Origin of the sequence: Mycobacterium sp., assembly GCF_035506235.1 — a bacterium.
Lineage (GTDB): Bacteria > Actinomycetota > Actinomycetes > Mycobacteriales > Mycobacteriaceae > Mycobacterium.
The window spans coordinates 1-10,889 of sequence record NZ_DATJPU010000229.1 but is presented as its reverse complement, the minus strand read 5'-3'; the positions used below and the strand labels follow the sequence as shown (position 1 = coordinate 10,889).

Genomic DNA, 10,889 nt, shown 5'->3' with positions numbered 1-10,889 from the left:
TCGATGCCTTCTAGCGGTCGGCCAAGACAGGCCAGCCGTCGGATATTACCCCTGGTCGCCGGGACGGCCCGGTGTAGCGCGGAAAGCAGATCGGCGTCGACTTCGTCGATCATCATGCCCGCGCCGCACTCTGTGAACGAGACCGCCACCGTCGTCTCGGCCATCCCGTAGGCAGGCACGATCGCCTCCGGGTTCAACCCGAACGGCGCGCCGGCGTCGCAGAGGTCCTCGACGTCGGCGGGCTCGACCGACTCGGCGCCCGAAAGTGCCCACCGCAGCGAAGAGAGGTCGAACTGGCCGGGCGTAGCCTGCTTGCGCAACCGCTTGGCGAACAGCTTGTACGCGAAGTTGGGTGCGGCGGTCAGAGTGCCCTTGTACTTGTCAATCAGCTTGGCCCACAACAACGTATCGCGCAGGAAGTCCATCGGCGTAACCTTCACGAGCTCGGCGCCGACGTACATCGGCACCGTCAGGTAGCCCGTCATGCCCATGTCGTGGAAGCACGGCAGCCAGCTCACGATCACGTCGGTGTCGAAGTCGAATTGGCAGCCGGCCATCATGGCTTCCGCATTGGCGACGATGTTGGCGTGCGTGATCTGAACAGCCTTGGGCGACCCCGTCGATCCCGATGTCAGCTGCATCAGCGCCACGTCGTCGTCGCAGGTGTCGACAGGTTCGACCGGGGCGTTCGCGAGCAGCCACTCGACGGTAAGCACCGTCATGCCGCGCCCCGACAGCACCGGCGCCGCGGCCATGAACGGGTCGGAGACGACGACGGCTTTCGCCGACATCATATCGATGACGCCGGTCGTCTCGTCGGCCCAACGCACCAGGTCGGTGCGGGGAGTGGGCTGACGCAACATGGTGACGCTGGCACCGCGCATCCAAACGCCTTGCGCGGTGACCATCCCCTTGGGGCTCCACCGGGCGTTGTAGTACATCGTCTCGGTAAGTCGGCTCACGGCAATCCTTTTGGCCGGTGCGGAAATACGGCTTCCGTGTTAGTTCGGTGAGTAACCGACGCAAATGTGCAGTCACGCTAGGAGTTTCGGGGCCGCTGGGGTCGCCACAAATCGTTACGTTGGCGCTCGTTTCGGCCCGATGACGAGGGCGACGGCTACGCGCCGCCGCCGACCTTCGTGCTGGTGACCGTCAGCGATTGGGGGCAGTACACATTGGCCGCGATCGCCGTGAACCTGGCGGCGTTGTCCCCGTGCAGCCCGGGGTTCTGAGCCTGGACGGTCTTGACGACGTCCGCCATTTGCGTCCCCTTGCCCACCGCCTCGCACACCCATCGCCCGGCCCCGATCACCGGGGCCGGGTCCGGGAAGGTGATGCCGGCGGCGTGCAGCGAGGCGAGGAACGCGTCGTCGTTGCTGTCCGCCCGCGCCGGCCCGGCCAGGCCGAGCAGGGCGGCAAGGCTCGTCATCGTCAGGAGCAGCGGTTTCACAGCCCACTGATCTTCCCAGAGCGGCGACGGCGGCGCATCTCCAGAATCGGCGTCAACCCGAGGTTGACACCACGACATCGTCAACCTAGTGTTGACGACATGCCCGAACCGACGCCCATCGCCCATCCCGTCCGCCTCGACGAGCTGATCAACGCGATCAAGCGGGTGCACACGGACGCGCTGGACCAGCTCGCCGACGCGGTCCTGGCCGCCGAGCACCTGGGCGAGGTCGCCGACCACCTGATCGGGCACTTCGTCGATCAGGCCCGCCGCTCGGGGGCGTCGTGGACCGACATCGGCAAGAGCATGGGCGTCACCAAGCAGGCCGCCCAGAAGCGGTTCGTTCCCCGGGCCGAGGCCACCACGCTGGACCCCGAGCAGGGCTTCGGCCGCTTCACGCCGCGGGCGCGTGGCGCGGTGGTGGCGGCCCAGAACGCCGCGCACGACGCCGGCAACGTCGAGATCACACCGGACCACCTGCTGCTCGGCGTGATCAGCGATCCGGCCGCCCTGGCGACGGTGTTGCTGCACCTGCAAAAGGTCGACGCCGAGACCATCCGGGCCGCGATCGCGCTGCCACCGTCCACCGGCGAGCACCCCGAGCTCATCCCGTTCAGCGGCCCGGCACGCAAGGCGCTCGAACTGACCTTCCGCGAGGCACTTCGGCTGGGCCACAACTACATCGGCACCGAACACCTGCTACTGGCGCTGCTCGAACTCGAAGACGGCGCCGGGCCGCTGCACCGATCCGGCGTCGACAAGGACCGCGTCGAGACCGATCTGGTCGACGCGCTGGAATCGCTGGGCGCCGGCAAGAACCCCTCCCCTTCGCCGTAGCGCGTGTGCGATCATGCGAGGATGCACCGCTGGCTGGTCGTCGTGTCCACCGTGCTCGTCGCCGCCGCAAGCCTTGCCACGCCCCGCGCCTGGGCCGGCGACGCGCCGATCGGCCATATCGGCGACACCCTGCGGGTGGACACCGGCACATACATCGCCGACGTCACCGTCAGCAGTGTGGCCCCGTGCGACCCGCCCCCGGGATTCGGCTACACGCGCAGTGGCGTTCCGATCAAAAGCTTCCCCGGCAGCACCCCTAACCGCGCCGACGTGACGGTCCGCGCGATCCGGGTGCCCAATCCGTACATCATGGCGACCGACTTCACCTTCGACGGCGTGACGCAATTCGCCGACGCCTACAAGCCGCGTGCCACCGACGCACCCGACGCGCTGGACAACGTGCTCGTCAACGCGCCGAACGGGGCGATCGTGCGCGGCGGAGTGTATTGGGACGCCTACCGCGACCCGGTCTCCACCGTCGTCCTGCTGGACAAGAAGACGGGCTATCACCTAGCGCAGTGGAATCTTTGACCCTGGAAGTCCGCGTCGTCACGGCGGATTCGGTCGACGTCGCGGAGCTGGCCGACGTTGCCGCGCGCACCTTTCCGCTGGCGTGTCCTCCCGCGGTGGGCGCGCAGAACATCGCGTCGTTCGTCGAGACCAACCTGTCGGCCGAGCGCTTCGCGGAATACCTGGCCGATCCGCACCGCGCGATCATCGCCGCGGCGCGGAACGGCCGAATCATCGGCTACGCCATGCTGATTCGTGATGCCACCGACGGCACCGCCGAGCTGTCGAAGATCTACGTGCTGACCGAGCATCACGGCGGCGAGGTTTCGGCGGCGCTGATGGGCCTGGCGCTGGCCACCGCGCGACAGTGGGGCGCCCGGCGCGTGTGGCTTGGGGTCAATCAGGCAAACCAACGCGCGCAACGCTTTTACGCCAAGAGCGGCTTTACGATCAACGGCACCAGGACCTTTCAGGTGGGCACCGTCACCGAGAACGACTACGTCATGGTTTGCGAGCTCGGGTCAACGCCACCAGCCGAGACGTAGCACGCAGGTACTTCTTTCGATATCCGCCGGCCAGCATCTCGTCGCCGAAGATGGTGTCCAGCCTCGCCCCCGAAGCCACCACCGGTATGCCGGCGTCGTACAGCCGGTCGGTCAGCGCCACCAACCTCAGCGCGACGTTCTGGTCGTCGATGCCGTGCACGCCGGTCACAAACACCGCCGTCACGCCCTCGATCAACGTCAGATACCGCGACGGGTGCATGGTGGCCAGGTGCACGCACAGCGCGTCGAAGTCGTCCAGCGTCGCCCCGTTGACCCCCGCGGCGCGCGTGGCCACCTCCTCGTCGGACAACGGCGGCGGCGCCGGCGGCAGGCCGCGGTGCCGGTAGTCGGGTCCCTCGATCCGCACCGTGGTGAAAATGCTTGCCAGCGTGTTGATCTCGCGCAGGAAGTCCTGGGCGGCGAAGCGGCCCTCGCCGAGTTGCTCGGGCAAGGTGTTGGAGGTGGCGGCCACCGACACCCCCCGCTCCACCAACGACGAGAGCATCCGCGAGATCAGGGTGGTATTGCCGGGGTCGTCGAGCTCGAACTCGTCGATGCACACCGCCGTGTAGTCGGCCAGCATCTCGATGCATTCGACGAAGCCGAACACCCCGGCGAGCTGGGTGAGCTCGCCAAAAGTGGCGAACGCCTTGGGAGTCGGGGGCTCGGGTCCCCCGCCGGGCAACTGGTAGTAGGCGGAGGCAAGCAGGTGTGTCTTGCCCACGCCGAAGCCGCCGTCCAGGTACAGCCCGACGCCGGGCAATGCGGCCCGCCTGCCGAACCGTTTTGGGCGGCCGGCCCGGCGCTCCCGGGCCCGCCGGCAGAAGTCTCGACACGCCTCGACGGCGGCCGCCTGGGTCGGTTCGGCCGGATCCGGGCGATACGTGGCGAAGCTCACGTCGGCGAACGTTGGTGGCGGCCGCAATTGGGCGATCAGTCGCTCCGGCGACACGCTCGGATGCCGATCCACCAGCCGGGGCACGGGGCCTGGCGCATCGGCAAAAGCGGACCCGTGCATGCACCGAACTGTAGCGACGTGCTGCAATCAAGCTCATGCTGACGCTGCTCGGGTCGACGCGTGAACTCGACGACGGCGAACTTTCCCGGCTGTATGGCTATCCCGACCGCGACGGCACGTGGCTGCGGGCGAACTTCATCACCAGCCTCGACGGCGGCGCGACCGCCGACGGCAGCAGCGGCGCGATGGGAGGGCCCGGCGACCGGCACATCTTCAACCTGCTGCGGGAACTGGCCGACGTGATCGTGGTCGGCGCGGGCACGGTGCGGATCGAGGGGTACTCCGGCGCGCACCTGGCTGTCGCGCAGCGACAGCAGCGGCAGGCCCGCGGGCAAAGCGAGGTCCCGCAACTGGCGATCGTCACCCGGTCGGGTCGCCTCGAGCCGGACCTGGCGGTGTTCACGCGGACCGAGGTGCCGCCCCTGGTGCTCACCTGCGCGGCGGCGCTCGACGCGACCCGGAGGCTGATCGGCGACCTGGGCGAGGTGGTGGACTGCTCCGGCGGCGATCCGGCGAAGGTCGACGAGGCCACCCTGCTGGCGGCGCTCGCGGCGCGCGGAATGCGCCGCATCCTGACCGAGGGCGGGCCGACCCTGCTCGGCGCGTTCATCGACCGCGACCTGCTGGACGAGCTGTGCCTGACGATCGCGCCGTACCTCGTCGGCGGCCTGGCGCGGCGCATCGCGTCGGGCCCGGCTCAGGTGCTGACCCGCATGCGCCGCGCCCACCTCCTGTCCGACGAGGCCGGCTACCTTTACGGCCGCTACGTCAAGGCCTAGCTACTGTGGTCGGCATGAGTCGGCAGATCGCATCCGCCACGGTGCTGCTCGCGGTGACCGCGCTGGTGGCCGGCTGCGTTCCCGGCCTGGCCGCCGACCCGCGCTTCGCGACCAACTCCGGCGCCCGACCGCAGGGCGTTGCCCCGAGCAAGCCTCCCCCCAGCGGCCCGCCACCGATCGCGGCGCCCAAGAACGACCTGGCCTGGCATGACTGCACGTCGAAGGTCTTTTCCGACGCGGCCGTCCCCGCGGCGCCCGGCGTGCAGCTGGATTGCGCGACCTACGATTCCGACCTGGACCCGATCAACGGCCAGGGCGGAACGCTGACCATCGGCGTGGTGCGCGCGCGATCGAACCAGACGCCGCACGACGCGGGCCCGCTCGTCTTCACCACCGGCTCGGACCTGCCGTCGTCGACGCAGTTGCCGGCGTGGCTGTCCCGCGCCGGCGGCGACGTGCTCCAGACCCACCCCATCGTCGCCGTCGACCGGCGCGGCATGGGCATGTCGAGCCCCATCGACTGCCGGGATCAGCTTGACCGCCAGTCGATGCGCGACCAGGCACAGTTCCAGCCCGGCGACGACCCGGTCGCCAACCTCTCCGACATCTCCAACAACGCGACCACGAACTGCACCGACGTCATCGCGCCGGGCGCGTCCTCCTACGACAATTCGCACGCCGCCTCCGACATCGAGCGGCTGCGCACGCTGTGGGACGTGCCGGCCGTCGCGCTGGTCGGGGTCGGCAACGGCGCCCAGGTGGCGCTGGCCTACGCCGCGTCGCGGCCCGACCGGGTCGCCCGGCTGATCCTCGACTCCCCGGTGGCCCTGGGCGTCAACGCCGAGGCGGCCGCCGAGCAACAGGTCAAGGGGCAGCAGGCCGCGCTCGACGCGTTCGCCGCCCAGTGCGTCGCGGTCAACTGCGCGCTGGGTCCGGATCCGAAGGGCGCCGTCAGCGCGATGCTGGCCGACGCGCGCGGCGGTAAGGGGCCCGGCGGCGCACCGGTGTCCGCTGTGGCCAACGCCATCACCGTCGCGTTGGGCTTCCCCTCGGGCGGCCGCGTCGGCGCCAGCACCAGCCTGGCCAACGCGCTGGCCGCGGCCCGGTCCGGCGACGCCAACCAGCTGAACAACCTGATCAACCACGCGTATGCCGTCACCGACTCGGACGGCCAGTTCGTCAGCTCCTGCAGCGACGCCATCAACCGCCCCACGCCCGACCGGGTGCGCGAGCTCGTCGTGGCGTGGGCGAAGCTCTACCCGCAATTCGGCACCGTCGCGGCACTCAACTTGGTCAAATGCGTGCACTGGCCCACCATTTCGCCGCCGGCGCCGCCGAAGAGCCTGAAGGTCGACGTCCTGTTGGCGGGGGTGCAGAACGACCCGATCGTCGGCACCGAGGGAGTCGCCCAGACGGCGGCCACCATCATCAACGCGAACGCGGCCAGCAAGCGGGTGATGTGGCAGGGCATCGGTCACGGCGCCAGCATCTATTCGCCCTGCGCGGTCCCGCCGCTGATCGGCTACCTCAACAGCGGCAAGCTGCCCGGCACCGACACCTACTGTCCCGCCTGACTTCTGCGGCCGGGGGCCGGTGTACCGTGCGCTGGTGACCGCAGCCGACTCGACCCGAACCGGCCTGCGCGGTCGGATCCTGGCCGCGTTTCGCCCCCGCACCAGCGCACCGAGTGCCGCGACCATCCTGCGGTCGGCGTTGTGGCCCCTGGCGATCATGTCGGTGCTGCACCGCAGCATCGTGCTCACCCTCAACGGCAACATCACCGACGACTTCAAGCCGGTCTACCGGGCGGTGCTGAACTTCCGGCACGGCTGGGACATCTACAACGAGCACTTCGACTACGTCGATCCGCACTACCTGTACCCGCCCGGCGGCACGCTGCTGATGGCGCCGTTCGGATACCTGCCGTTCACGCAGTCGCGGTATCTGTTCGTCCTGATCAACACCGTGGCCATCCTCATCGCCTGGTACCTGTTGCTGCGGATGTTCAAATTCACCGTCTCCTCCGCGGCCGCGCCCGCCCTGCTGCTCGCCATGTTTTGCACGGAAAGCGTGACCAGCACCCTGGTGTTCACCAACATCAACGGCTGCGTCCTGCTGGCGGAGATGCTGTTTTTGCGTTGGCTGCTGGACGGGAAGGTCGGGCACCAATGGTGCGCCGGCCTCGTCATCGGGCTCACCCTGACGCTCAAACCGGTGCTCGGGCCGCTGCTGTTGCTGCCCTTGCTGAACCGCCAATGGCGGACGCTGGTGCCGGCCATCGCGGTCCCCGTCGTCGTCAACCTGGTCGCGTGGCCCCTGGTCAGCGACCCGATGGACTTCGTCACCCGCACGCTGCCCTACATCGGGGGCACCCGGGATTACTTCAACAGCTCCATCGAGGGCAACGGGGTGTACTTCGGCCTGCCGACCTGGCTGATCGTGTTCATGCGGATCCTGTTCACGCTGCTCGCGATCGGCGCGCTGTGGCTGCTGTACCGCTACTATCGCACCCGCGACCCGCTGTTCTGGTTCACCAGCTCGTCGGGGGTGCTGCTGCTGTGTTCCTGGCTGGTACTGCCGCTGGCCCAGGGCTACTACTCAATGATGCTGTTCCCGTTCCTGATGACCGTGGTGCTGCCCGACTCGCTGGTCCGCAACTGGCCGGCCTGGCTGGGCATCTATGGCTGCCTGACGCTGGACGACTGGCTGATTTATAAGTACATGAGGTACGGGCGCGCGCTGCACTACCTGAAGATCACCTACGGGTGGTCGTTGCTGCTGATCGTGGCGTTCACCGTGCTCTACTTCCGCTACCTGGACGCCAAGGCCGAGGACCGGCTGGACGAGGGCATCGATCCGGCGTGGCTGACGGCCGAGCGGGGAGCGCGCGCGGTGATCGCAAGCGCGGCGGAGCCGGGCGCAGCGGGTCACCGCAATTGGCGCTAGCGTGGACGCATGACCTCCCCCGATGTGTCGCCCAGGGTGCAGTTGTCTGACGACGAGTGGCGTAAGAAACTCAACCCGCAGGAGTTCGACGTCCTGCGCCGCGCCGGCACCGAGCGGCCGTTCACCGGCGAGTACACCGACACCAAAACCGAGGGCGTCTACCAGTGCCGGGCCTGCGGCGCCGAATTGTTCCGCAGCACAGAGAAATTCGAGTCGCACTGCGGCTGGCCGTCGTTCTTCGACCCGGCCAACTCCGACGCGGTGATTCTGCGTTCCGACCACTCGATGGGAATGACGCGCACGGAGGTGCTGTGCGCCAACTGCCACAGCCACCTGGGCCACGTGTTCACCGGCGAGGGCTACCCCACCCCGACGGATCAGCGCTACTGCATCAACTCGATCTCGCTGCGGCTGGTGCCAGCAGGCGGGTAGCGTTTCGCCCTCGATTCCCACCCGTCACAGGGAGTCGGGGATATGCCAAGCTGTCCGCCTAACAGCGACAACTTCGCGCACGTGCGGCGGCGCGCCCGTTGTCGCTGCTAGGTGGGGAAAAGGTCCACCCCGCCGCGCCGGTTACGGATGTGACCTCTGGAGCATCAGTCCACGCGCGTGGCGTGAACCTCCCAGAACGGGGCGTGCACCCGGCCGCCCTCGAGCCACGGCTCCATCGCCCGAAATCGGTCCAGCAGCGCCTGCACCGCGTCGGCCATGTCCGGGTTGCGCGCGGCCATCATCTCAATCGTCTGGGTGCTCAGGTTGACCAGATAGGTCGTCGGGCCGAGATAGGTGATCTCCCACCCGGCGACCGGCAGCACCTGACGAAAATCGTCCTCGGACAATGACCGCATCATTTTGAAGCCGTTGACGTCGTGCTCGCCGAACTCGAACATGTAGAGCCGCGCCCCCGGCTTGGTGGCCCGGCGCAGCGCCTGCACGTACGCCGTCTGCATGTCGGGGTCGGTGCTGAAGGTGTGGTAGAAGGCGCAGTCGACGACGGTGTCGAATCGGTTGTCGTATCCCTCCAGCTTCGCGGCGTCGGCCAGCTCGAAATTCACTGACACGCCGGCCTTTCGGGCGTTTTCCCGGGCCCGCTCGAGGGCGCCCGCCGACCCGTCGATGCCGGTCGCCGAGTAGCCATACTATGCCACACTGTGTAAATGCTTAAAGCACTGGTAGGGGCTCGGGTTTCTTCTATGCAAGGCGATGGGAAGACATCGCACATCACCCAGCGGAGCAAGGGAACAGCTTACGCCGAGTCACAGGGCTGGGAGGTCGTCGGGGCCTTCGAGGATCTCGACGTGTCAGCTATCAAGCTGTCGCCGTTCGAGCGACCGGACTTGCGGGTGTGGTTGGAGGATCGTGCCGAGGACTGGGACGCGCTGATCTTCGCCAAGACCGACCGGGTGTTCCGGTCGGCGGCTGACTGCGTCCGCTTGGCAGAGTGGTGCAAAGAGAATCGCAAGATCCTCGTCCTCGTGGACGATGGGATCAAGTTGGACTACTACAACCCCGAAGAGTCGAAGGACGCCTTCGCCGGGGCGATGTCGAAGGTGTTCCTGATCCTCGCCTCCGTCTTCGCGGAGATCGAGGGGCAGCGGTTCGTGCAGCGGGCACGGGACCGTGTGGCGTACCTGCGCCACACCGACCGGTGGGGCTACGGAGTGGCCCCGTTCGGGTACCAGGTAGTGGATCACCCGTCCGGGAAGGGAAAGGCCCTAGATCACGATCTGGAGGCCCAGGCGGTGCTCTCCAGTATGGTGACCCGGTTTCTGGCTGGAGACTCGCTAACGAACATCACAGCTAGCCTTTTGGAGGCTGGAACGCCCTGCCCCCGGGACTGGGCTCGCATCCGGGCGGGAGACCCGCCCCGGGGGGAGCGGTGGACTACGACCACGGTGCGGAAGATCCTGCTGAGCCCATCGACGCAGGGGATCAAGATGGCGGGCGGTAAGGCGGTGTTGGGACCGGACGGAGAGCCCATCCAGGTAGGCCCAGCCTCCTTCGATCAGGAGACGTGGGGCAGGCTTCAGCGGGCGATGAGCCAGAGGGCTGGGAATCCACGCGAACGGCGGCACTCGACCAATCCCCTTCTCGGGGTGGCTAAGTGCGGGGTCTGCGGGAAGAACATGCGGCAGCACGGCCAGAACACCAAGGCGGGGGTGTACCACCGGTACTACCTTTGCAACGCCACGCCCCGAGCGTGCCGGGGTGTGTCGATCGTTGCCGACGTAGCCGAGGAGTTGGTAGCCAAGGAGTTCCTGAGTAGCCACGCCGACCGCAAGGTCAAGAAGGCGGAATGGCAAATGGGGTCGGACTATTCGGCAGAGCTGGAGCAGACGACCCAGACCATCGAAGCTCTCCGCGAGGACCGCGCCCTCGGCCTATTCACCACCCCGGAGGACCAGGAGATGTACCGGCAGCAGATGGCGGCGCTCGTGGCCAAACGTGATGCGCTGGCTGAGCTGCCTTTCCAGAAGGCGGGCTGGGTCGAAGTGGAGACGGACCAGACGTATGGCGAGGTATGGCCCGACGCCAGCGTCGAGGAGCGTAGGAAGATGCTGACCGACGCCGGGGTAGTCCTTCGGGTCATCCGCCCGAACCATGTAGAGCTGTACACCGACTTCGCTCGTCTGTTAGGGGGAGGACCGTCCGGTCTGGAGGTGTTGGAGGCTGAGGAACGGCGTGCATCTGCGGAGAGGAAGCGGTGGGGTATCCCGGAGGACGAGGAGCCTCGGCCAAGGGGTAACGAGGCAACGCGAGAAGCCATCACGCGGCGCGAACGAGACGGGGTCCCTACGACGACT

The 10,889-nt window shown here is 67.8% G+C and carries 10 protein-coding genes and 2 pseudogenes; 8 read left to right on the top strand and 4 right to left on the bottom strand.

The window, feature by feature from the left end; genetic code table 11:
• On the bottom strand, positions 1-962 hold a 962-nt coding region (locus VMD50_RS20875), incomplete at its 3' end, for an AMP-binding protein (RefSeq protein WP_325430286.1).
• Between the two features lie 155 nt (positions 963-1,117).
• Positions 1,118-1,450 carry a DUF732 domain-containing protein gene (locus VMD50_RS20870; RefSeq protein WP_325430284.1) on the bottom strand — a complete coding sequence of 111 codons (333 nt, stop codon included), beginning with the start codon at positions 1,448-1,450 and terminating at the stop codon, positions 1,118-1,120.
• A 99-nt stretch (positions 1,451-1,549) separates the two neighbouring features.
• Here VMD50_RS20870 and VMD50_RS20865 point away from each other — a divergent pair, with 99 nt between their 5' ends.
• Genes VMD50_RS20865 through VMD50_RS20855 form a run of 3 tightly spaced genes read left to right on the top strand, consistent with a single transcriptional unit; the run spans position 1,550 to position 3,342 of the window.
• Positions 1,550-2,287 (top strand): Clp protease N-terminal domain-containing protein, encoded by a 738-nt coding sequence (locus tag VMD50_RS20865; RefSeq protein ID WP_325430282.1) that lies wholly within the window; start codon positions 1,550-1,552, stop codon positions 2,285-2,287.
• A gap of 21 nt (positions 2,288-2,308) precedes the next feature.
• Positions 2,309-2,818: a hypothetical protein gene (locus VMD50_RS20860; RefSeq protein ID WP_325430280.1), complete on the top strand. Its 510-nt coding sequence runs from the start codon at positions 2,309-2,311 to the stop codon at positions 2,816-2,818.
• Positions 2,806-3,342 (top strand): GNAT family N-acetyltransferase, encoded by a 537-nt coding sequence (locus tag VMD50_RS20855; RefSeq protein WP_325430278.1) that lies wholly within the window; start codon positions 2,806-2,808, stop codon positions 3,340-3,342. The genes VMD50_RS20860 and VMD50_RS20855 overlap by 13 nt, the downstream gene beginning before the upstream one ends.
• Here VMD50_RS20855 and zapE read toward each other — a convergent pair.
• Positions 3,299-4,397: pseudogene (zapE, locus tag VMD50_RS20850) on the bottom strand (cell division protein ZapE). The gene VMD50_RS20855 and the pseudogene zapE overlap by 44 nt on opposite strands.
• On the opposite strand from zapE, the gene VMD50_RS20845 reads away from it, so the two are divergent.
• Genes VMD50_RS20845 through msrB form a run of 4 tightly spaced genes read left to right on the top strand, consistent with a single transcriptional unit; the run spans position 4,396 to position 8,517 of the window.
• Entirely contained in the window at positions 4,396-5,139 is a 744-nt protein-coding gene (locus VMD50_RS20845) for a pyrimidine reductase family protein (RefSeq protein ID WP_325430276.1), read from the top strand. The pseudogene zapE and the gene VMD50_RS20845 overlap by 2 nt on opposite strands.
• Positions 5,140-5,153: 14 nt before the next feature.
• Positions 5,154-6,713: an alpha/beta hydrolase gene (locus VMD50_RS20840; protein WP_325430274.1), complete on the top strand. Its 1,560-nt coding sequence runs from the start codon at positions 5,154-5,156 to the stop codon at positions 6,711-6,713.
• 19 nt (positions 6,714-6,732) lie between these two features.
• Positions 6,733-8,085 carry an arabinofuranan 3-O-arabinosyltransferase gene (gene aftC, locus VMD50_RS20835; protein ID WP_325430272.1) on the top strand — a complete coding sequence of 451 codons (1,353 nt, stop codon included), beginning with the start codon at positions 6,733-6,735 and terminating at the stop codon, positions 8,083-8,085.
• 9 nt (positions 8,086-8,094) lie between these two features.
• On the top strand, positions 8,095-8,517 hold the full coding sequence (gene msrB / locus VMD50_RS20830) for a peptide-methionine (R)-S-oxide reductase MsrB (protein ID WP_325430270.1): 423 nt from the start codon (positions 8,095-8,097) through the stop codon (positions 8,515-8,517).
• A 164-nt stretch (positions 8,518-8,681) separates the two neighbouring features.
• On the opposite strand, the pseudogene VMD50_RS20825 reads toward msrB, so the two are convergent.
• A pseudogene (locus VMD50_RS20825) lies at positions 8,682-9,221 on the bottom strand (class I SAM-dependent methyltransferase); the annotation flags it as partial.
• 21 nt (positions 9,222-9,242) lie between these two features.
• Between VMD50_RS20825 and VMD50_RS20820 the strand changes: the two are divergent.
• On the top strand, positions 9,243-10,889 hold a 1,647-nt coding region (locus VMD50_RS20820), incomplete at its 3' end, for a recombinase family protein (RefSeq protein ID WP_325430268.1).